General features: G+C 60.7%; 17 protein-coding genes and 3 pseudogenes. All 20 read left to right on the top strand.

Features of this window, described 5'->3' with window-relative positions; translation table 11 throughout:
* Positions 1-44: 44 nt before the first annotated feature.
* The 20 genes and pseudogenes from ctaD (at position 45) to BLV07_RS09745 (ending at position 19,847) form a co-directional block, all read left to right on the top strand.
* Positions 45-1,664, top strand: a complete 1,620-nt coding sequence (gene ctaD, locus BLV07_RS09840; protein WP_091883342.1) for a cytochrome c oxidase subunit I — start codon at positions 45-47, stop codon at positions 1,662-1,664.
* 62 nt (positions 1,665-1,726) lie between these two features.
* Positions 1,727-2,383 carry an ATP-binding protein gene (locus BLV07_RS50300; protein ID WP_502689908.1) on the top strand — a complete coding sequence of 219 codons (657 nt, stop codon included), beginning with the start codon at positions 1,727-1,729 and terminating at the stop codon, positions 2,381-2,383.
* Positions 2,384-3,669: 1,286 nt separating this feature from the next.
* Positions 3,670-5,028: an ABC transporter substrate-binding protein gene (locus tag BLV07_RS09835; protein WP_091883337.1), complete on the top strand. Its 1,359-nt coding sequence runs from the start codon at positions 3,670-3,672 to the stop codon at positions 5,026-5,028.
* A 115-nt stretch (positions 5,029-5,143) separates the two neighbouring features.
* Positions 5,144-6,067 (top strand): carbohydrate ABC transporter permease, encoded by a 924-nt coding sequence (locus BLV07_RS09830; RefSeq protein ID WP_176945459.1) that lies wholly within the window; start codon positions 5,144-5,146, stop codon positions 6,065-6,067.
* Positions 6,064-7,026: a carbohydrate ABC transporter permease gene (locus tag BLV07_RS09825; protein WP_091883329.1), complete on the top strand. Its 963-nt coding sequence runs from the start codon at positions 6,064-6,066 to the stop codon at positions 7,024-7,026. Before BLV07_RS09830 ends, BLV07_RS09825 begins: the two co-directional genes overlap by 4 nt.
* 68 nt (positions 7,027-7,094) lie before the next feature.
* Positions 7,095-7,223, top strand: coding sequence for a hypothetical protein (locus tag BLV07_RS50295; protein WP_371259102.1), 129 nt, complete (start codon positions 7,095-7,097; stop codon positions 7,221-7,223).
* Positions 7,224-7,233: 10 nt separating this feature from the next.
* Positions 7,234-8,331, top strand: a complete 1,098-nt coding sequence (locus tag BLV07_RS09815; protein WP_091883321.1) for an ABC transporter ATP-binding protein — start codon at positions 7,234-7,236, stop codon at positions 8,329-8,331.
* Complete coding sequence (locus BLV07_RS09810) at positions 8,324-9,349, top strand: ABC transporter ATP-binding protein (RefSeq protein WP_091883317.1); 1,026 nt, start codon at positions 8,324-8,326, stop codon at positions 9,347-9,349. The genes BLV07_RS09815 and BLV07_RS09810 overlap by 8 nt, the downstream gene beginning before the upstream one ends.
* 12 nt (positions 9,350-9,361) lie before the next feature.
* Complete coding sequence (gene dhaL / locus BLV07_RS09805) at positions 9,362-9,985, top strand: dihydroxyacetone kinase subunit DhaL (RefSeq protein ID WP_091883312.1); 624 nt, start codon at positions 9,362-9,364, stop codon at positions 9,983-9,985.
* A complete protein-coding gene (gene dhaM, locus BLV07_RS09800; protein WP_091883307.1) occupies positions 9,982-10,374 on the top strand; it encodes a dihydroxyacetone kinase phosphoryl donor subunit DhaM in 393 nt (130 codons plus the stop codon). The genes dhaL and dhaM overlap by 4 nt, the downstream gene beginning before the upstream one ends.
* Before the next feature lie 31 nt (positions 10,375-10,405).
* Positions 10,406-10,708: an HPr family phosphocarrier protein gene (locus tag BLV07_RS09795; protein WP_244551027.1), complete on the top strand. Its 303-nt coding sequence runs from the start codon at positions 10,406-10,408 to the stop codon at positions 10,706-10,708.
* A gap of 1 nt (position 10,709) precedes the next feature.
* Positions 10,710-12,329, top strand: coding sequence for a phosphoenolpyruvate--protein phosphotransferase (gene ptsP, locus BLV07_RS09790; RefSeq protein WP_091883298.1), 1,620 nt, complete (start codon positions 10,710-10,712; stop codon positions 12,327-12,329).
* On the top strand, positions 12,322-12,744 hold the full coding sequence (locus BLV07_RS09785; protein WP_091883294.1) for a hypothetical protein: 423 nt from the start codon (positions 12,322-12,324) through the stop codon (positions 12,742-12,744). Before ptsP ends, BLV07_RS09785 begins: the two co-directional genes overlap by 8 nt.
* A 33-nt stretch (positions 12,745-12,777) precedes the next feature.
* Positions 12,778-13,761 carry a dihydroxyacetone kinase subunit DhaK gene (dhaK, locus tag BLV07_RS09780; RefSeq protein ID WP_091883290.1) on the top strand — a complete coding sequence of 328 codons (984 nt, stop codon included), beginning with the start codon at positions 12,778-12,780 and terminating at the stop codon, positions 13,759-13,761.
* Between the two features lie 668 nt (positions 13,762-14,429).
* Positions 14,430-14,540, top strand: a pseudogene (locus BLV07_RS50290) (ROK family protein); the annotation flags it as partial.
* Positions 14,537-14,758 (top strand): annotated as a pseudogene (locus tag BLV07_RS09770) (SDR family NAD(P)-dependent oxidoreductase); the annotation flags it as partial. The pseudogenes BLV07_RS50290 and BLV07_RS09770, both read left to right, overlap by 4 nt.
* Before the next feature lie 532 nt (positions 14,759-15,290).
* Positions 15,291-16,049, top strand: coding sequence for a Crp/Fnr family transcriptional regulator (locus tag BLV07_RS09765; protein ID WP_091883839.1), 759 nt, complete (start codon positions 15,291-15,293; stop codon positions 16,047-16,049).
* A 520-nt stretch (positions 16,050-16,569) separates the two neighbouring features.
* Positions 16,570-16,684, top strand: a pseudogene (locus BLV07_RS48720) (non-homologous end joining protein Ku); the annotation flags it as partial.
* A 1,680-nt stretch (positions 16,685-18,364) separates the two neighbouring features.
* Positions 18,365-18,601 (top strand): hypothetical protein, encoded by a 237-nt coding sequence (locus BLV07_RS09755; protein ID WP_091883281.1) that lies wholly within the window; start codon positions 18,365-18,367, stop codon positions 18,599-18,601.
* Positions 18,602-19,655: 1,054 nt separating this feature from the next.
* Positions 19,656-19,847, top strand: coding sequence for a hypothetical protein (locus BLV07_RS09745; RefSeq protein ID WP_091883276.1), 192 nt, complete (start codon positions 19,656-19,658; stop codon positions 19,845-19,847).
* Positions 19,848-20,260: the final 413 nt, after the last annotated feature.

The following is a 20,260-nucleotide window of genomic DNA, read 5'->3' as shown; positions in this document are numbered from 1 at the left end:
GAGGCAAGCAGGTCTAGCGTTCCAATGCTTGATCGGAATTGACGATGACAACCATGTCGACAGTCGGTGACGCGCACGATGGGGGGCAGGCACATCCGGGCGGCTGGCGTCGGTTTCTCTATTCGACTAACCACAAAGATATCGGCACGATGTACTTCGTGCTCGCCATATGTGCAGGTCTCATCGGCGGAACCTTCTCGGTTTTGATTCGGATGGAATTGCAGCACACCGGTCTGCAGATCTTCACGGACCCGCATGTCTACAACGTATTCGTGACAGGCCACGGCCTGATCATGATTTTCTTCACGCTGATGCCTGCGATGATGGGCGGATTCGGCAACTGGATGGTGCCGCTCATGATCGGGGCGCCGGACATGGCGTTTCCGCGCATGAACAACATTTCATTCTGGCTGCTGCCGGCGTCGTTTGCTCTGCTCATCATTTCGGTGTTCGTCGAAGGCGCGCCTGGATCGGATGGCGCCGGCACCGGGTGGACGCTCTACGCCCCGTTGTCGACCGCTGGTCATCCGGGACCGGCAGTCGATTTCGTGATCCTGTCGATGCATCTCGCGGGTGCGTCGTCGATTCTCGGCTCGATCAACTTCATCACGACGATCTTCAATATGCGAGCGCCCGGCATGACGATGCATAAGATGCCGCTGTTCGTCTGGTCGGTCCTCGTCACGGCTTTCCTTCTGCTGCTGTCTCTGCCTGTACTGGCCGGCGCCATTACCATGCTTCTCACCGACCGCAATTTCGGAACGACGTTCTTCGCGCCCGAAGGCGGCGGAGACCCGATCCTGTATCAGCATCTGTTCTGGTTCTTCGGTCATCCCGAGGTCTACATCATGATCCTGCCGGGTTTCGGCATCGTGAGCCATGTCGTTGCCACGTTCAGCCGCAAGCCGATCTTCGGCTATCTGGGGATGGTCTATGCGCTGCTCGCGATTGGGGTCATCGGATTCCTCGTCTGGGCCCATCATATGTACACCGTCGGCATGTCTAGCAGCGCGCAGGCGTATTTCGCCTTGGCCAGCATGGTTATCGCAGTGCCGACGGGCATCAAGATCTTTTCCTGGATAGCGACGATGTGGGGCGGCTCGATAACCTTTAGGACGCCGATGCTGTGGGCGGTCGGATTTATCTTCGTGTTCACGATCGGAGGAGTCACCGGTGTTGTGCTTGCCAATCCGGGCATCGACCGATCGCTGCAGGACACCTACTACGTCGTTGCGCATTTCCATTACGTGCTGTCGCTTGGTGCCGTGTTCGCAATTTTTGCAGGCTGGTATTATTGGTTTCCGAAAATGACCGGATACATGTTTTCGGAAACCCTTGGCAAACTGCACTTCTGGCTGACGTTTGTCGGCGTCAACATTGCGTTTTTCCCGATGCATTTCCTCGGATTGTCGGGAATGCCGCGACGAATAGCAGACTATCCGGACGCATTCGGCGGCCTGAATCAGATCGCCTCCATCGGGTCCTATCTCTCCGCCGCCGGTCTGATCACGTTCTTCGTGACCATGGTGTATGCCTTCGTTCGGAAAGAGACGGCAGCGGGCAACCCGTGGGGACCCGGCGCGACTACGCTGGAGTGGACGCTTTCGTCACCGCCGCCGTTCCACCAATTCCAAGTATTGCCTCGGCTCTCGGGAGATCATTAGGAGCTACTGCGCACGTTGGCGCGAAGAAGCAGGCGGCTCAGATCGCCGCGGAAGCAAGAGGCATGACAGGACGAAGAGCGCTCTTCATCGATGGAGCCAATCTGGATCAGAAGGCTGCGCTCCTCGATGTGGTAGAGCTCCTGCATGGTTGCGCTGATGTTCACAAGGCACTACGCATGCCAGATCCTGGGCACCTGACCGACGCCGCAAGGTACCTGCAGCATCTTTGCTTCCTTCTAACGAAGTATCGGCTGATACGTCTCTTGTGTTCGGCGGATGATTTGCGGCTTGAGGGCGAACGCTGCTGGAAGCTTGGGTTGATCGTATCCGAGCTGCTCACCAATGTGGCACGACATGCTCGGTTCGACGATAGACATCCGGAAGCGAGAGTGAAGTTGCGGCTTACGGGTAACGTCGCAAAGTGCTCGGTCTCTGACAATGGCTCCGCATCTGATCTCGTGGTGCGCGGTCGCGGGCTAGCGATCGTCGGCGGGTTGGCCAGCAGTTTGGGTGGCCGCATTCATGCATCTTGCGCCGCCGAAGGGTCTTCCTTCCTTGTCACCTTCCCATTGACTGAATCCGAGCAACGTGCCGCCAGCGCAACTCATGTTGTCTTGAAGCGCAGGAAGGTGTGTCTGTCTGACAGCTTACAGGTCCCAAAATCTGAAGATGCAGCGGCTGGCTGGGCCGGTCGTCCCACTGAAGGAGGCCGAACATAACCCAAGTCTATTTCCGCTGCTCAACCCCGAAGGAGGTCTTGGTCGAACGCTTAGAAAGCAAGAAGAACTGGCGAGCCCGACACGATACGAACGTGTGACTGTGGCAACGGTTAGAAGTCCAAAAGCCATTGCGTCTTCACTAATGGAGTATCGCAGCGCGTTGGATCGTACAGAAGGGCTGGGGGCAAAGCTTAGCTTCGAGCTCCGGCAGGTTTTGGCGCAAAGCGGCCCAAATTTGCTTGGCCACGCTGTTCTTGGCCGTTGTTAGCTGAAATTGGCCCATGATGGACTGGAGCGAGAGTTCAAGTTTTTCAATCGGTTAGGTGGCGTCGTGTGCACGACGTGTGCACCGGGAGATCAAGAAAAATCTCATCACAGCCAGTGTGAGCATCCCTTCTGAATCGGGGCAGAGCCTTGGGTTGGTGCACGTGCATGACCGCAAATTTTCCCGAGGGCAGGAGGACAGGCGAGCGTTGACGAGCAGTTCTCAGTTGTCGGAGTTGGAAAGCATCACTCTTTCACCGCGCCTTCGCGCAGCTCCGCTGATCCAACTAAGAACGAAAGCTCTTGCACTGTCAGTGTGGGTTGGTAGCGCTCCCCCGCTACCAAGGGCCACGATTTTCTACGCCAAACTACGATCTTCTATGACCTCGCACTCCTGACGGTAGCGGTCGGAGCCTGCCGGCCCGAACTGTTCTCTGCGAAATGCTGCAACGAAGGTCTTTGCCTTGCGGGAGCTGACTCCCGTGCCAATGGCGCGCTCTGGAATTGGCGGTCTTATTCGACGGCTCTTTGGCGCGCAAAGCGGCCGTTCGGTGTGAGCAGGACCTCCGGCAAGAGCCAATCGCGCTTTCACGAGTTCGCATTGAACGTTCAGTAAAACTATTTGCTAAACAAGGCTGCCCGTCGAGACCAAGCCGAAGCGAGACGAGTTGATGGCGGCTGGCGTCCAGGGCCTCAAGTCTGCAATTCCTATAATATCTCTTATTTCCGAGTGCACTGCAGCAGATGCATTGCACGTCCGAGTAGGTTTTTCACCCGCTGTCAAAGAAACCCGCTTGACGCCCTCGCGAATTTAGTACTACGTTTAGTATTATAAAAACGATAAACATTGCGCATCGAGCCGATGTGTGGGAGGAGCTTCAGCCATCCGGACTCGTTGTCCGGAGGCGGTAACGTCTCGCTCTTCATCATCGCTCATCAACTCGGTTTCAGGGTCTTGGCGTCGTTCCGGCAAGGCACGCGCTGAGCGGGTTAGGTGCTTCAACGATAGAGAGGAAACGGATATGCCAAGATTGAAACGGCTAAGCGGTACAGTCGCATCCGCGGTCCTTGCGGCCGCGTCGCTCGGGGTGCTCGGCAGCAGTGAAGCCGTGGCTCAAAGCAAGCAGCTCACTCTGTGCTGGGCGGCATGGGATCCGGCCAACGCGCTGGTCGAATTGGGCAAGGACTTCACCAAGCAATCCGGCATCGAGATGAAATACGAGTTCGTCCCCTGGACGAGCTATGCGGATCGCTTCCTCAACGAGCTCAACTCCCACGGCAAGCTCTGCGATCTGATCATCGGCGACAGCCAGTGGATCGGCGGGGCCGCCGAGAACAAGTGGTACGTCAAGCTCAACGACTTCTTCGCCAAGGAGAAGATATCGATGGACGACTTCGTCCCGGCGACGGTCGTGGGTTATTCGCAGTGGCCGAAGAACTCCCCGAACTACTGGGCGCTGCCGGCGATGGCCGACGCGGTCGGTTGGACCTATCGCAAGGACTGGTTCTCGCGGCCCGAAATTCAGTCAGCCTTCAAGGCCAAGTACGGCCGCGACCTGGTACCCCCCAAGACCTACGACGAGCTGAAGCAGGTCGCGGAGTTCTTCCAGGGCCGCGAGATCGACGGCAAGAAGGTCTACGGCGCCTACATCTTCACCGAGCGCGGCTCAGAAGGCATCACCATGGGCGTGACCAACGTGCTCTACAATTACGGATTCAGCTACGACAATCCGAAGAAGCCGTATCAGATGCAGGGCGTCGTCAACTCGGCCGAGGCGGCCAAGGGACTCGAGTTCTACAAGGAGCTCTACAAGTGTTGCACTGCGCCCGGCATGACCAACGCCTACATGCAGGAGGGGCTTGACGCCTTCAAGTCTGGCCAGGTGGCCATGCAGATGAACTGGTTCGCCTTCTTCCCCGGCCTGTACAAGGATCCGAATGTCGGCGGCGACAAGATCGGCTTCTTCGTCAATCCGGCCGGCCCCAACGGGCACTTCACTCAGCTCGGCGGACAGGGAATCTCGGTGGTGGCGACCTCCGACCACAAGGACGACGCACTCGCCTACATCAAGTGGTTCGCGCAGCCCGCCGTGCAGCAGAAATGGTGGCAGCTCGGCGGCTACTCGGCCCTGAAGGCGGTGGTCGACGCGCCCGACTTCCCGAAGAGCGCGGCATTCGCTCCGCAATTCCTGGAGTCGATGGGCATCGTCAAGGACTTCTGGGCCGAGCCATCTTACGCGCAACTGCTGCTCGACATGCAGAAGCGCGTGCACGACTACGTCGTCGCCGACAAGGGCACGGCGCAACAGGCGCTCGATCTCCTGGTCAAGGACTGGACCAAGGTCTTCAAGGAGCAGGGCAAGCAGGTCGCCTCGCAGTAACCCGCTCGTGTCAACCGAACAGGCTTCCCCGGGGTGCGTCCCGGGGAAGCCGCCCAGCCAGCCGGTGGACAAGATGACCACGATCTCTCAACCCGATAATGCCGTGATCGCCGGCATGAGCGAGTCCGCGAGGTCCCGCGCGCCGCGCCGCGTGCGCGGCCTGTCCGACCGTGCCATCGCCTGGCTGTTCGTTGCGCCGACGATCGCGCTGCTGCTCGCGATCAATATCTTTCCGCTGATCTGGATGATCCGGCTGTCCTTCACCAGCCTCAACCTCAGCATGTCCTATCTGCCGCTGCGGTTCGTCGGGCTCGACAATTTCACCGACATTCTCGGCGACGAGGACGTCTGGTTAAGGCTGCAGACCACGGCGCAATTCGTGATCTGGTCAGTGACGCTGCAGGTGATCATCGGGTTTGGCCTCGCGCTGCTGATCAACCGCCAGTTCCGCGGCCACAGCTTCTGGACCACGATCATCCTGCTGCCGATGATGCTGTCGCCGGCGGTGGTGGGCAACTTTTGGACGTTGCTGTTGCAGCCGCAGATCGGTCCGTTCAACTACCTGATCAGCCTGTTCACGGGTGTGCCGCCGAGCTCGTTCAGCATGACCGGGCAGGTCTCGCTCGCACCCTGGACCATCGTGCTGGTCGACACCTGGATGTGGGCTCCCTACGTCATGTTGATCTGCCTCGCCGGGCTTCGCTCCATTCCCGACTACATCTATGAGGCGGCCGAAGTCGATCGCGCCTCGGCCTGGCGGCAGTTCTGGTCGATCACGCTGCCGATGACGGTGCCGTTCCTGATGCTCGCCGTGCTGTTCCGCGCGATCGAGAACTTCAAGATGTTCGACATGGTCAATCTGTTGACGTCCGGAGGCCCGGGCTCGACCACCGAGCTCGTGTCGATCACGCTGAAGCGCGCCGCGTTCGAGAAATGGCGCACCGGGTATTCCTCCGCGCTCGCCATCATCCTGTTCGTGACCGTGTTCGGTGCCGCCAACATCTACGTCAAAGCGCTCAACAAGGTGAAGCAACGATGACCGCTGTCCTCACCAAGTCCACCGCTCACTCCATCGTGGAGGCCTCGCCGCGCGCGAAGGCCGTGGCCGGTGGCCTCGTGATCCTCTACGCCGTGATCACGATCCTGCCGCTGCTCTGGATCGTCGCCACCGCATTCAAGTCGCAGAGTGACGCCATCGCCTATCCGCCGAAGGTGATCTTCCAGCCGACCCTCGAGGGTTACGTGAACCTCTTTACTGTGCGTACCCGCCAGACGCCGGATTTCATCGCCAAGCTGCCGCCGCCGGAGACGTGGTACGACAAGCTCGTGCGCCAGCGCGACATGGTCATTGCCGGACCGTCGAAGGTCGTGCCGCGCTTCGTCAACTCGTTGATCATCGGGTTCGGCTCGACCTTCCTGGCCGTCTTTCTCGGCACGCTCGCAGCCTACGCCTTCTCGCGCTTCCGCATTCCCCTAGCGGACGATCTCCTGTTCTTCATCCTGTCGACGCGCATGATGCCGCCCGTTGCCGTGGCGATCCCGATCTATCTGATGTACCGGCAGCTCAACCTCACCGACACCAGGCTCGGAATGATCCTGCTCTATACCGCCGTGAACGTCTCGCTCGCGGTCTGGCTGCTCAAGGGGTTCATCGACGAGATCCCGCGCGAATACGAGGAGGCCGCCCTCGTCGACGGCTACACGCGGCTCCAGGCCCTGCGCAAGGTCGTATTGCCGCAGGCCGTCACGGGGATCGCGGCAACCGCGATTTTCTGCCTGATCTTCTCGTGGAACGAGTACGCCTTCGCGGTTCTCCTGACGAGCGGCGAGGCACAGACCATGCCGCCCTTCATTCCCTTCATCATCGGCGAGGGCGGGCAGGACTGGCCGGCGGTTGCTGCCGCGACCACACTGTTCGTCGTGCCGATCGTCCTGTTCACCGTGTTGTTGCGCAAGCACTTGTTGCGCGGCATCACCTTCGGAGCTGTGCGCAAATGAGCGGTTCTGCGGTTGCCAAAAGCGGAATGTCTCGCTGGTTCCTTCGTGGGCCTTGGGAGGCCGGCGCGATGACCCTGATCGGGGGCGGCATCGTCATGCTGGTGCAGCCGTGGTCGATCGATCTGTACAGCTATTCCTTCGCGACCATCCTCGCCGGCACGGTTGGCTACGTCATCGTCAGCCATTTTCCGGAATAGGGCGGCAGCCATGGCACAAATCCGCGTCGAAAACCTGCGCAAGTCGTTCGATCAGTTCACAGCCGTTGAAGGCTCGAACTTCACCATCGACGACGGCACCTTTTTCGCGATGCTCGGGCCCTCCGGCTGCGGCAAGACAACCACGCTGCGCATGATCGCTGGCCTCGAGCTGCCAACCGAGGGCAAGATCCTGCTCGACGGCGAGGACGTGACCTTCCGCCGCGCCGCCGCCCGCGATATCGCCTTCGTCTTCCAGCTCTTTGCGCTCTATCCACACATGAATGTAGCGGGCAATATTGGCTTTCCCCTGAAGTGCCAGGGCATGGGGCGGCGCGAGATTCGCGAGCGGGTGCAGGAAACCGCGCGGCTGCTGCGGATCGAGCATCTCTTGTCGAGCAAGACGTCAAAGCTGTCGGGCGGCGACCGGCAGCGCGTTGCGCTCGGACGGGCAATGGTGCGGCGGCCAAAGGCCTTCCTGATGGACGAGCCGCTCGGGGCGCTTGACGCCGAGTTTCGGCATCTGATGTGCGGCGAGCTTCGCGACCTGCACGACCGCATCGGCGCGACCACCGTCTACGTGACGCACGACCAGCTCGAAGCGATGTCGATGGCGGATCAGATCGCGGTCATGAACAAGGGACGGGTAGAGCAGATCGGCTCGCCGCAAGAGGTCTATGACCGGCCCGCCAGCATGTTCGTGGCCGATTTCATCGGCTCGCCGCCGATGAATTTCCTGCGGTTTGAAAGCGGCCTGCGGTCCGGCGATCGGGCTGTCGCCTTTCATAGCGTCAGCGTCGAGGTCCCTGAGATCGGCGAGGATCGTGCGAGCGCACCGCTGGTGCTCGGGATACGTCCCGAGCACATCCGCTTTGCCGACGCCGCACCCGTCCGCGGCGAGGTGTTCGGTGCCGAATATCTCGGCACCACGCAGATCGTCACCGTCGACACGCCGCACGGACGCCTCGCGGCGCGGCTGCCCTCCAGCGCGTCGGTGCGGATCGGCGAGACGGTGGGTCTTGAATTCCACTCCGAGCGGCTGGCGCTGTTCGATGTCGCCAGCGGCCTCGCTGTTCGAACCGCCAATGAGGGGAGTGCGCGCCATGGCTGACGTCGCGTTGCGCAACATTAGCAAGCGTTTCGGCGCGGCCGAGGCGGTCCGCGAGCTTTCGCTGGCGGTGAACGATGGAGAGTTCCTGGTCCTGCTCGGGCCGAGCGGCGCTGGCAAAACCACGACGTTGCGGCTGATCACGGGGCTCGAGACCCCCGACGCCGGCTCGGTCATGATCGACGGCCGCGACGTGACGCGTGATCCGCCGGGATCACGCGATATCGCCTTCGTGTTCCAGCAATATTCACTGTATCCGCACCTCACGGTCTATGACAATCTGGCTTTTCCGTTGCGCTCTCCCGCACGGCGCGTGCCGGAGCCGATCATCCGCAAGCGCGTCGAACGGACTGCGGAGCTGTTGCACATCGCAAGCAAGCTGAACAACCGTGCAACCCGCCTGTCCGGCGGCGAAATGCAGCGGGTGGCGATCGGCCGCGCGCTGGTTCGCGATCCCTCGATCTACCTGATGGACGAGCCGCTCTCATCGCTGGATGCGAAGCTCCGTGCGGAGCTCCGTCTCGAGCTCAAGCGGATCCAGCTCGAGCTTGGCGCGACCATTCTGTACGTGACCCACGATCAGGTCGAGGCCATGACGATGGCCTCCCGGATCGGCGTGATCAGGGACGGCCAGCTCCTTCAGTGCGGTACGCCGCGGGAGATCTACGAAAGCCCTTCCTCGAGCTATGTCGCCTCGCGCCTCGGCACGCCTCAGATCAACTTCCTTCCGGCCCGTCTGTTGTCAGACGTGCTGGTGCCGCCGGGGACGGAGACCGTCGGTATCCGAACCGAGCATCTGCAAATTGTCCCGCGCAATGGCGGACGGATGGTCGGCCGCGTGCACCGCGTCGAGCACCTCGGCGAGCAGAATTACGTTCACCTGGACTACAAGGGCGAGATGCTGGTGACGCTTGCGGATCCGCGCCGGCCGCTTCAGTCCGGCCAGGAGGTCGAACTGCACCTGCTGCATCCGCTCTGTTTCGATCGCGCGGGGCAACGCATCCCTGCGATGGTTCACTAGAGGATCCGTTCGATGTCGCTGCAACCCGAGACATTCAAGTCGCTGGTCAAGTTGGCCGCAGAGCAGGTCATCGCGAGCGCGCCGGAACTCACGACCCTGGATCAAGCGATCGGCGACGGCGACCATGGAACGAACATGAAGCGCGGCTTTGAGGCCGTGCTCGGCAAGCTCGATGCCATTTCGGCGCAGCCGCTGGACGAGGCGCTGAAGATGATCGGCAAGACGCTGGTGATGACCGTCGGAGGCGCCTCCGGGCCGCTTTACGGCAGTTTCTTTCTTGCCGCGGGCGAAGCACTTTCGCATGACAAGCACCTGCCGGACGATCTCGCGGACGTCTTTGGCAGCGGCGTGAATGCGGTGAGCGCGCGAGGGCGCTCGCAGGCCGGCGAGAAGACAATGCTCGACGTGCTTGTTCCCGTCCTGGAAACGTTGAGGACGGCGGCCGGCCAGCCGGATCTGATCGCGCGGGTTCGAGCCACTGCTGCCGAAGCGGTCGAGCGGACCGCACCGATGCAGGCCACCAAGGGGCGAGCGTCGTTCCTCGGACCGCGCAGCGTCGGACATGTCGATCCCGGCGCACGTTCGAGCTGCGTACTCGTGCAGGCGGTCTGCGCGAGCCTGGAGGGACAGCAATGACCGACACTGTGGGTATCGTGATCGTCTCGCATTCGAAGGATATCGCCAAGGGCACCGCGGACATGGTGCGGCAGATGGTCGGCAGCGAGGTCAAGGTGGCCTTCTGCGGCGGCAATCCCGACGGCGGGCTCGGCACGAGCGTGTCCCTGATCGTCGACGCCATCAACGATGCCTGGTCGGCGAAGGGCGTCGCGATCCTCGTCGATCTCGGCGGCGCCGAGACCAACAGCGAAATGGCGGTCGAAATGCTGGAGCCCGCACGGCGCGATCTCGTTGTCGTATGCAACGCGCCGATCGTCGAGGGCGCCGTGATGGCGGCGACCGAGGCGGCGGGCGGCAGCTCACTGGCCCAGGTGAAGGCCGTGGCCGAGGAACTCTCTGCCGACTGACGCGTCGGCGAAGCGATGATGGAAGATGAGCATGCTGGACAGAGCGGACGGACAGACATTCATCGGCAATGTGCGGCTGGTGCACGCGGTGGGCATGCATGCACGCCCGGCGGTCAAGCTCACAAAGCTTGCCAAGAAGTTCCAGGCGCAGATTTCCGTTCGGGTTGCGGGCGCGGCCGAGTGGATCAATGCCAAGAGTGTGGCCAAGATCATGGCCATGCGTGCGGCGCACGGCAGCACGATCGAGATCAAGGCATCCGGCGGTGACGCCGAGGCCGCCGTTGCGGCGCTGGTCGACCTGATCGCAACCGATTTTCCGGACGGAGCTTCGTAGCATGCAGGGAGGCGCGACAGGACTGGCCTACCGCGGCAGAACCGCCTCGATCGGCTTTGCCCATGGCCCGTTCGTCCGTGTCGATGCGGGCACGAACGGCGAGCGCGTCGCCGGTACCTTGGTCGAAGAGGCGCTCGCGCTGCGCAGTGCGATAGACGTGGCGAGCGGGCAGATTGCGGAGCTTGCCACGATCGCCGGCGGCGAAGCCGCGCAAATTCTCGAATTTCAGGTCGCATTGCTGGAGGATGAAGATTTCATCGAAGCGATCTTCGCGTCGATCGGGGAGGGGAGTTCTGCGGACGTCGCGTGGCGTTCGGCGCTCGATGAGCAGATTGCCGATTACAATTCGGCAGAGGACGAATATCTCAAGGCGCGCTCGTCGGATCTCGCCGACCTGCGCGACCGCGTGATCAACATTCTGCGTGGAGGCGAAGGCCAGGTCCTGAAAACTCCGAGCGGCGCCGTCGTCTGCGCCGATGATCTGCCGCCCTCGCGATTCCTTGAGATCGACTGGTCCAGCGGCGGCGGTCTGGCGCTCCTGCGCGGCAGCCCCACGAGCCACGTCGCCATGCTGGCGCGGGCACGGGGTATCCCCATGGTCGTGCAACTTGGCGCCGTTCCGGAGATCGGAACCACGGCGCTGCTCGACGGCGAAAGTGCGACGCTCGAGCTCGATCCCAATGCGGAGCAGGTCCGGCTGTTCGAGAAGCGGCGCGAGAACCATCGCAAGAGCAGGGCGTCTGCGCGCGCAATCCTGCGGCGGCCGACGGCTTCGTGGCGCGGCGAGCGGATCAAGCTGTTCATCAATATCCAGCGCGTCGACGATCTCGATCACGCCGACGCACAATACGCAGATGGCATCGGCCTGATGCGCACCGAATTTCTGCTCACCGAACGGGGTCGCCTGCCCGACGAGGAGGCCCAGTTCGCAGCCTACGATGCGGTGTTGCGTTGGGCCGACCGGCGTCCGGTCACCATTCGCACCTTTGACGCGGGTGGCGACAAGCCGGTGCCCGGCTTCACGCTGGACGGCGAAGCCAATCCCTTCCTGGGGGTTCGCGGCCTGCGGCTTTGCCTGGCCCGGCCCGACATCTTTACCGTTCAACTTCGCGCGCTCGCACGTGCCGCCGTGCGCGGAAACCTCAAGGTCATGTTTCCGATGGTCACATCGGCGGACGAGCTCGAAGCAGGGCGGAAGCTGTTCGCTGAAATCGTGCAGCGCTTGCAGGTGGACGGCATTGCCGCGATGCTCCCCGAGCTGGGAATCATGGTCGAAGTCCCGGCGGCGGCCCTGGCGATTGCGAGCTTCAAGGCTTCCTTCTTCTCGATCGGCTCGAACGATCTCGCGCAATATGTCCTTGCCTGCGATCGTTCCAATGGAGCTCTCGCCCCCTTGATGGATCCACTACATCCGGCCTTGCTCGAACTGATCACACGGACCGCGGAGCACGGGCGGCGCGCCGGCATCAGCGTCAGCCTGTGCGGCGACATGGCGAGCGACCCGCGCTGCCTTCCCGCATTGTTGAATTGCGGCTTGCGCGAGCTGTCCGTGAATGCATCGGCGCTCGCACAGATCAAGCGGACAATCGAGCGGCTGAGCAACGGAGGCGGGCTTGGCTGACACGGCGATCGATGAACCGGCAGAAGCCGGCGCTGTTGCGGTCTACAAGCGCATCTTCAAGGAAGTGCTGGAGAGCCGCCCGTCGGGCATGCGGCTACGTCTGGCGCATGCCATCGGGAAGAACCGCAGCTTCGTCAGCCAGATCAGCAACCCGGCCTATCCGGTGCCGATACCCGTGCAGCATCTCAATACGATCTTCGATGTCTGCCACTTCCCGCCGCAGGCGAAGGCCGCCTTCCTTCGTGCCTATGCGCGCGCCCATCCGCGCCGGATCGGCCGGCTGACGGAGGGATCGCATGAGCGGACCTTGACGCTGCATTTGCCGGATCTCGGCAGCGCCAAACGGAACGCCGAACTCGATGCGCTGCTCCAGGAATTTGCACGGCGCTTGATTGCCATCATGCGGGAAAAATAGCGTGAGGCCAGGGGAGGAAACGGGGAGAAGACAATGAAGAAGTTCATCAATTCGGTCGACGGCGTGCTCGCAGAGAGCCTCGACGGGCTTGCGGGTGCGCATGCCGATCTCGTCGCGCTCGGGTCGGAGCGGAAATTCGTGCGACGCCGTGAGCTGAACCCGAAGAAGGTCGCACTCGTGTCCGGTGGCGGCAGCGGGCATGAGCCGCTGCATGCGGGCTTTGTCGGCTATGGCATGCTCGACGCCGCCTGTCCGGGACAGGTCTTCACGTCGCCAACGCCGGACCAGATCGTCGAGGCCGCGCAGGCGGTTTCCGGTGAAGCCGGCGTGCTGTTCATCGTGAAGAACTATGCGGGGGACCGCATGAATTTCGAGATGGCGGCCGAGATCGCCGAGGGCCGCACGGCGACGATCGTGACGGACGATGACGTCGCGGTCGAGAACTCGACGCACAGCATTGGGCGCCGCGGCGTGGCCGGCACGCTGATCGTCGAGAAGATCGTCGGCGCGGCTGCCGAGAAGGGTGCTGACCTGAAAAGCTGCGTTGCGCTCGGTGAGCGCGTCAATGCGCGCACGCGTTCGATGGGCGTGGCGCTGACGAGCTGCACGGTCCCGGCCGCGGGCACGCCGACCTTTTCGCTTCGGGAGGACGAGATGGAGATGGGGGTCGGCATTCACGGCGAACCGGGACGCCGCCGCGTCAAGCTGGAGCAGGCCGATGCGATCGCAGACGAGATGACAACGGCCATCGCGCAGGATCTCGACGCGCGCGGTGGGGCCGAGGCCCTCCTGCTCGTCAACGGATTTGGCGGGACGCCGACGATCGAGCTCTATCTGATGTACAATGCGGCGCGGCGGATGCTCGAGAAGCGCGGCTTGCGCATCGCTCGCTCGCTGGTCGGCAGCTTCGTCACCTCGCTGGACATGGCCGGGTGCTCGCTCACCGTGAGCCTGCTCGATAGCGAGACCGCGGCGCTCTGGGACCATCCCGTGCGTACGGCCGCGTTGAAATGGTGACCGCGGCTGCGAACGGCTGCTGATTTTTTTCCGATCGCGCTCCGGCGGATGATCGGCCGGGGGCCACGCCTCACGCATGCATCGGAATTTTTCCGGTTCACCCTCCCTGAAACTTGCCGTGTCCCTCGGACACGGCTTCTTTGATGTGGCGGTAGACAGCTATTTTCCTGTCCGTCCCAGGCGCGGGCTCCGACGAGCCCATTATGTGCCGCCGTCGGATTGGCCGGGTGTGTGATCCAGTTCATCATGTCTCTCACGCTTTGTTGATGCTTTTCCTGAATTGCGTGCACGTTGGGGTGCATGGGACTTACCCTCGCAGCGTTGGATCAACGCAGGACAAAGAATGATGTCGGTGGTTCGACCATGACGGGTCGGCGTCGGACAGCATCAAAAAGGGCGGCTGCACGCTATGATGCGGAAGTCGGTATCAAATTCGGGCGCGCCGAATTCCTTGACACGACGAAGCAAGACCGCACCGACCCCGCGCAGCGCGACGACGCGCGACATCTATATGAAGAAAATATCCGCCAATCCAAAGTGGCGGGACACGACGAAGTCTGGGCAAGGGTTCGTGATCGGTGGGGCCAAGGCATCCACCAAGACGAAGTAAAAAACGGCGGCTCTCGGGCCGCCGTTTTGGTCTCCGCCTTCGGCCCGATCATCGCAGTAAGGCTGGCGAAGACCCGCTCGGCAAGGAGCTTTCCGAAAACATCAGCAAGAAGGAGCTCGACGCCATCCTGGTCGGCGACGATACCGATGCTTGGGCGGTCGTGCGGACGAATGGCAGAGCACGTTCGAGGTCAACATCCATGCGATGTTCTATCTCGCCAAGGCGGCCGTTGCGCATATAAAGTCGGGGTCCGCCATCATCAACACCGCTTCCGTGAATGCCGACATGCCAAACCCCATCCTGCTGGCGTATGCGACCACCAAGGGTGCGATCCAGAACTTCACGGGCGGTCTTGCCCAGATGCTTGCTGAAAAGGGCATACGCGTTGGATGTGGTTGATCGGATCGATGTCCGTTCACCGGTCCGAGGTATTGTGGTGAAGAACGGGCACGACAACCAAAACAAAGAGAACATTGATCAGTAGCCACGTCCCCAGAATGAGAAGGACAGTACGCACGAGGCAACGACCATAGTAGTTTGATTTAAGATGTGTCAGTCACGTCCTAGACCGACGCAAAACCTGGGTCTGTCCGCTTTCGAACATTCATGCTACCTACGACCTGCTACCTTTCGCTTCGGCTTTCACATCGGCTTCGAACGAACGCTATCTAGAGATCATGCTGGCGGCACGGCGTACGGTGTTACCCATACGTATTTTGCAATTGTGTACTCTGCAGCGGGCCTGCATCCAACTCTCGACCGACGCGGACGAAATTCCGCCTTGCAGGAGATGATTTTATTGTCGAGTGAGAGCGCCTTGTCAGCGAACTGGATCATGATGGGCGTGGCAAAAAAGATCTACTTCCGTGCTGAGGTCGCCGTTCAGCACCGCCCGAAGATGCTTCGCGGGGCACCCGAAGTGACGGGCGTCGGCGGAATTGGCAACTGCCTCTTGGCGGCGCTGCCGCCGGCCGACTTCGATCTGCTGGCGCCCGCATTGGAGACGGTTGCGCTCGCTCAGGACGAGGTGATCTCGCGAGAGGGTGACCGAGTCGACTATATATTGTTCCCTCATAGTGGTGCCATCTCGCTGATGGTCGACTTTGCGGACGGCGAAACCGTTGCTACCGCCATAGTCGGGTGCGACGGACCAATAGGCACTCTTTCGGTGTTTGGGCCGGCGCCTTCGGCGCTCACCGCAATCGTCCGTGCGGGAGGCATCGCCTCGCGAGTCCCATCACTACGATTTCATGCCGCATTTGGCCGCAGCCCCGCAATCCGGCACGTTATCAAGGTTCACGTCAGGGCGATGCTGGTCCAGCTTCAACGCGGCGGAGCCTGCAATGCGCGGCATCCGGTGCAGGCACGGATGGCGCGCTGGCTTCTCCACATTCGTGACCGCATGGACGACAATGTGCTTCCGCTCACCCAGGAGGCGCTGTCGCAAATACTCGGTGTGCGACGAACGACGGTAACGTTACTGATGCGCAATCTACGCGCGTCCGGAGGGATTAGATCTGAGCGACGCGGGCACATAGAGATCGACCGACTGAAGCTCGCGGCAGCGGCGTGCGAATGCCACGGCACCATGCGTCGCGAAGTTGAGGAGATCTTCTCGATGAAGACGGCCTGTCCTTCCGTCGCGGTGCCGTCGAATGGAGCAGGTGTGAGCGATTAGCAACTTGGAGAGTACTGAGCTTCCGCGAGACTGCTCATCTTAGATCGGGATCAGAAGGGTTGAATTGTTCGATCTGCTACACCGGAAAGCTTCTGGCCCTGGGACGGTTTCTCCCTCGATGGGATCGCAGACCTTGATCGTCTCGGTTGCGGGGCCCGCAACTGCCGCAGGTTTCATATAGTCTCGGATCAGCTGAATCTCTTTGCGTGACAGGCTGAACGAAGCCTGGTCACGATGGGTCTTCGAGGGGGAGCGCTACGTCTGCCCCGATTGCGACGACGATCCGCTGCACGATCCCGCCGCCCGGAAGTGGATAGAAGGCCCGCTGCGGCCGCCGGCGAAATAATGGTCCGGAACAAATCGGCCTGGGCTGGTCCGGGCCTCGCAGAGCCAGCACTGGCAAGTTCGTCGTCGGCGCACCAACTCGCTTGTGAGCGCCAAGACGTGAGGAGACGCGATGTCGACGGTCGCAACGCTGCTTGCGCGGAAGGAGCGGCTCCTCGACCAGCTCGAGAGCGATCCGGGCCCGTCCGAGCGCGAGAAGATCTCGTTCAACCAGCTCAATCGGTAGACCGGGCCATCGCATCAAGTACCTCAAGGTCGACGCCGAGACCGGCGACGAGGTGCCCAATGAGTAAATGAAGCTGGTTTTTCCGCCAAACAGGGTTTTCGCGGCCCAGTGCGCCAAGGCCCTCTCCGATTTCGCCGACTGCCGCGCGCGAATCTGGAAGATGCAACAGCGTGGCCAAGGCGTTGGGTTGGATGCAGCGGGGTGTGGACTTTGCGGATGGCCTGCATGTAGCGATATGCCTACGAAGCGCTTCAATCGCGGCCCCCGACGATGAGGAGCAGGAGGATTTGGGCCCGGCGGGTCTGTAAACCTCACGAAGGGGTGCGCACCCCTCTCATATCCCTACCGCGAGCGCCAGGCGCGCTACCCACTGCCTGTATGCTTTTCCAGTTCGGGAGCGACTCGGCCAACCGGGCCATGCTGGATCTCGGTCTCCGTCGATGCCCCGGCCTTGCGCCTTCTCATCAATCCGGCGTCAGTCAAATCACGCCCACAATAACGAAAATTGCGATCTCGACCAGCAACACTGCTCCTGTCATCGCGGAGACAAGAAACCAGTCACCCAATCGTAGGAACTGCATGGTTCGCCTCACCATTTGCCAAAGAAACGGCCCTCACATCCCAAGAGGCGTAAGCAGGCAGGAGCTAGGAGCCGTTTCTCGGAAGCCTGACGCGTTCGTCCGGCGCCAAGCACCCTAAATTAATGCGCATTCAAATATTTGTCGACATTTAATTTATTATATTTGGGATTATATGTGGCTCTAAAAATTAATATCGCAGCGCGTCATAAATGTTGCTGCAGCCCCCAGAAGGCGATCAGCAGAAGGGCTGCGGCCCCAATTCCCAGCAATAGGAGAATGGCTTCCAGCATGACGAATCAAGCTCCGCCCGCAAAAAGGATACACGATTGCGATCGCTGGGTATTCGAAGAAAGTGCCGGCGGGACGCCGTATTTTGAGCCCTGCGGGCGCTTTTGGGATTACTTGTTCAGAACCGATGCAGTCGGTGCATGTTTTCGCGCAACAGTTGAGCTTGCATCATAGCTTTTAGTGCTCGATCCGATGGCCGTCCAATTTGATTGTGTCAAAGGTTCTCTAGTTTTGGCCTGAAAACGAATAAACGAATTTGACGGGTCTCTATAGAACCCGACACCATGGGCCGGCGATTCCACTCCGAGCAGCGCCCCGTGATCCGAAGCAGATGTTCGGTGCACCTTCCAGATACAATGCCGATTAACCTTAGTTATTGTATTAAATTTAAATAGAAAATAAACTACTTTAATATCTTTAATTCGGAGGCCGCTCGGCGGAGCGCCACGCTAGAGAGGAGGGACCCATGAAGCTCACTTGGGGCGTTCTTTCCACAGCCGCATTTGCGTGACTCTAGCGATGGCGACCGTGCCGCCTGCTTCGGCTTGCAACGGCAATGGGAAGTGTTCCGACCCGCCTGGCCAAACGAGGGGAGCCCCCGGACCGATTGCCGGTGCCGGCCTTCCTATTCTCGCGATTGCATATAGCGTGTACTGTCTGGTAAGACGGCGGCGGACGCGCTAGGTCCCCACGATCGCTCTATACCGTCAGCATCACGCCTCGACAACGTGATGCCGACACAAGGACCTCAGCTTGGCGTCAGCCCCGGAGCTGAGGTCTTTTTTTGTTTCCTGTGTAGGCACCGGAACGCCAATCCGGGCTCCTGACTAATCTCAAGGGGACCTCGATGGGATAATAAGATGGGATAATAAAACGTGCGGCGCTACACCTCCTTTGCCAGCGAGGCCGCAGCAATGCTTCTCCGAATGGCCAAAACAACAAAAGACCCGCAGGTTGCGTCCGGATTGATCCAGCCTGCAGCCGATCTGAAGGATCGCACGGGCGAACTGCCCCCGGTTGATATCGAGGCGGTCGCCGAGGAATCCAGGAAGTCTAACGAAGAACTGAGGCTGCCTCAGTTGGCGGCCTCTTTCATTTCGGAACTCATGTGAACAAGAATGGCCCCAGCTCCGGGGGGCAATGGGCGGCGAAGCTGAGGCCAATCGGGGTCGCCCTTGGGGAAGGGCATCGGGAAAACTTGGTAATCGGCAAAGCGTTCCCCACCTGCCGCTTCGCCGCCTCAGGCTGTCAGCGATCCTTATCAGGTTTCCCGTTGCGGCTGCCGTCACCGCCTCCAATGCCATAGCCATTATTGCCGTGGACCAGTCGCCCCCCGGAATGCGCAATGTCCGTGCTGGTTAGAGAGGTCGAAAGCAAAGGCTGTGATAATGGGAGGCGTTGGCGTTACGACGGCAAACTTGCCGCAGGTCTTCACGCGCCTTGCGCCGCAGCCGCTGGCCCCTGCGGCGTCTATCTCGGAGGTTTTAATCCCCGCGAGGCGAGCCATTTTTCAATCTCCGCGCCAAGCTGGGCGTCACCGGCTTTGGCCTGCCGAATCCCAAGCTCATTTCGCGAAAACAGCAGTCCTGCCGCTCGACGAGCCAGATGAGCGATCTGCAGCAACCGCGCATTCATTCTCACCGTCGCCATGCGCCGTCGCATTGCATTGCTCCCTCAGACCCTTGGAGCAAGACACTAAGCTCGGAATGAAATGGTGTCATCATTGCTCTTGATGTAGAGCACGCGCGCCAGCTCTCAGTAGCACTTGAAAGCGATGTGAAGCATCAAGCGAATATAATTTGCGGTCAACTGAACGCCGACGCATGTGAGGCAACCTGAAACCTGAAGGAGCCTTCTTGCGTCGCCAAGTCTGTTTTAGGCAGTAATGAAAAAACGGCTCCAGTTGTGGGACTGGAGCCGTTACCTTCCTAACGAGCGCTTCCGACATAGGGGCTTGGAGGTTCGGAAGAGCGCCTTCATTCTGCGCTGCACTTTTCGATACCGTCAACGTTTCGGGCCGATGCATTTCAAGCGCAAAAGTCAGACGATTGCGCTATCATTGTTGGCCAGCCAAACCCAGGCTATCACTCGGCCTTTCAATCTGCGAGACTTAAGTCCGACACAAACCACGGCTTGCGAAGAACAAGCCCCGAAGGGAGGTTTGCAGTGGAGAAGGTGCGACGCTTGCGCGCGATGGGTTCGTTGTGCCGTCAACAGGCCGCGTACAACGGCATGAACAAATGGAAGCTCCTCGCGGAAGCGGAATACTGGGAGCACCTAGCTCACCTTGAGCTGTCGTCCTACTTCGAAGAATGTAACGCCGTCAGCTCGACCAGTTCGCATGATCTGGCCGCGTGAGAAAATCTAAATCCGGCGGACGAAATCACTCTGAAGCCCAAAGTTGGGCCAACTCGTCAAACATCAGGGGCTGCAATGAGCAACCGTAATCGGGCGTATAACCGCGTTGTCCTGTGCCAGCGCGCTCAGGCGCTTCTTTCTCAGCTTGCCGAACTGGAGATCCTTCGAGGCCGAGTGCAAGAGGCCGAGGAGAATACAATTCTCGGTCAGTCGGCAGACCCGGTGAAGTCAACCATTCACTAGTTGAGAGCGGGCCTAGCCGCCGAGCGCCTGCCGGCGTGCGGCCGATCAGTCCACAATGTGCTTCACCGTCGAAATCGGCCAGCGACCTTCATGTCCCGCGACCTAGATGCGTAGCCCGTGCTCATCATCGAGGAAGACGCCATCAATTGTGCCAGCCTTGCCGTCAGTCA

Source organism: Bradyrhizobium sp. Rc2d (assembly GCF_900099855.1).
GTDB lineage: Bacteria > Pseudomonadota > Alphaproteobacteria > Rhizobiales > Xanthobacteraceae > Bradyrhizobium.
The sequence above is the reverse complement of the archived record's forward strand: the minus strand, read 5'-3'. Positions and strand labels throughout refer to the sequence as shown.